This window comes from Streptomyces murinus (genome assembly GCF_002154555.1).
Taxonomy (GTDB): domain Bacteria; phylum Actinomycetota; class Actinomycetes; order Streptomycetales; family Streptomycetaceae; genus Streptomyces; species Streptomyces murinus.
On sequence record NZ_MUNF01000548.1, the window covers coordinates 1 to 713 of the forward strand.

The following is a 713-nucleotide window of genomic DNA, read 5'->3' on the forward strand; positions in this document are numbered from 1 at the left end:
GCTCGGCTCCGCCCGCCGCGTCACCGTCACCAAGGACGACACCACGATCGTCGAGGGTGCCGGCAAGTCGGAGGACCTGAGCGGCCGCGTCGCGCAGATCAAGGCCGAGATCGAGAACACCGACTCCGACTGGGACCGCGAGAAGCTCCAGGAGCGCCTCGCGAAGCTGGCCGGCGGCGTGTGCGTGATCAAGGTCGGCGCCGCCACCGAGGTGGAGCTGAAGGAGAAGAAGCACCGTCTGGAGGACGCCATCTCCGCGACCCGCGCCGCGGTCGAGGAGGGCATCGTCTCCGGTGGTGGCTCCGCTCTGGTGCACGCCTCCAAGGTCCTCGAGGGCAACCTCGACAAGACCGGCGACGAGGCCACCGGTGTCGCCGTGGTCCGCAACGCGGTCGTCGAGCCGCTGCGCTGGATCGGCGAGAACGCCGGCCAGGAGGGCTACGTCATCGTCTCCAAGGTCAAGGACCTGGAGAAGGGTCAGGGCTACAACGCCGCCACCGGTGAGTACGGCGACCTGGTCAAGGCCGGCGTCATCGACCCGGTCAAGGTGACCCGCTCCGCCCTGGAGAACGCCGCCTCCATCGCCTCCCTGCTGCTCACGACCGAGACCCTGGTCGTCGAGAAGAAGGAAGAGGAGCCGGAGGCCGCCGCGGGCCACGGCCACAGCCACGGCCACGCCCACTGAGCCTCGACGCTCTGACCGAAGGCCCGGC

1 protein-coding gene is annotated in these 713 nt (G+C 69.8%); it reads left to right on the top strand.

Going from position 1 to position 713, the window contains the following annotated elements:
- A partial coding sequence (locus CCN72_RS29420; protein WP_279630292.1) for a TCP-1/cpn60 chaperonin family protein occupies window positions 1-685 on the top strand: 685 nt, incomplete at its 5' end.
- Between the last annotated feature and the right edge of the window lie 28 nt (window positions 686-713).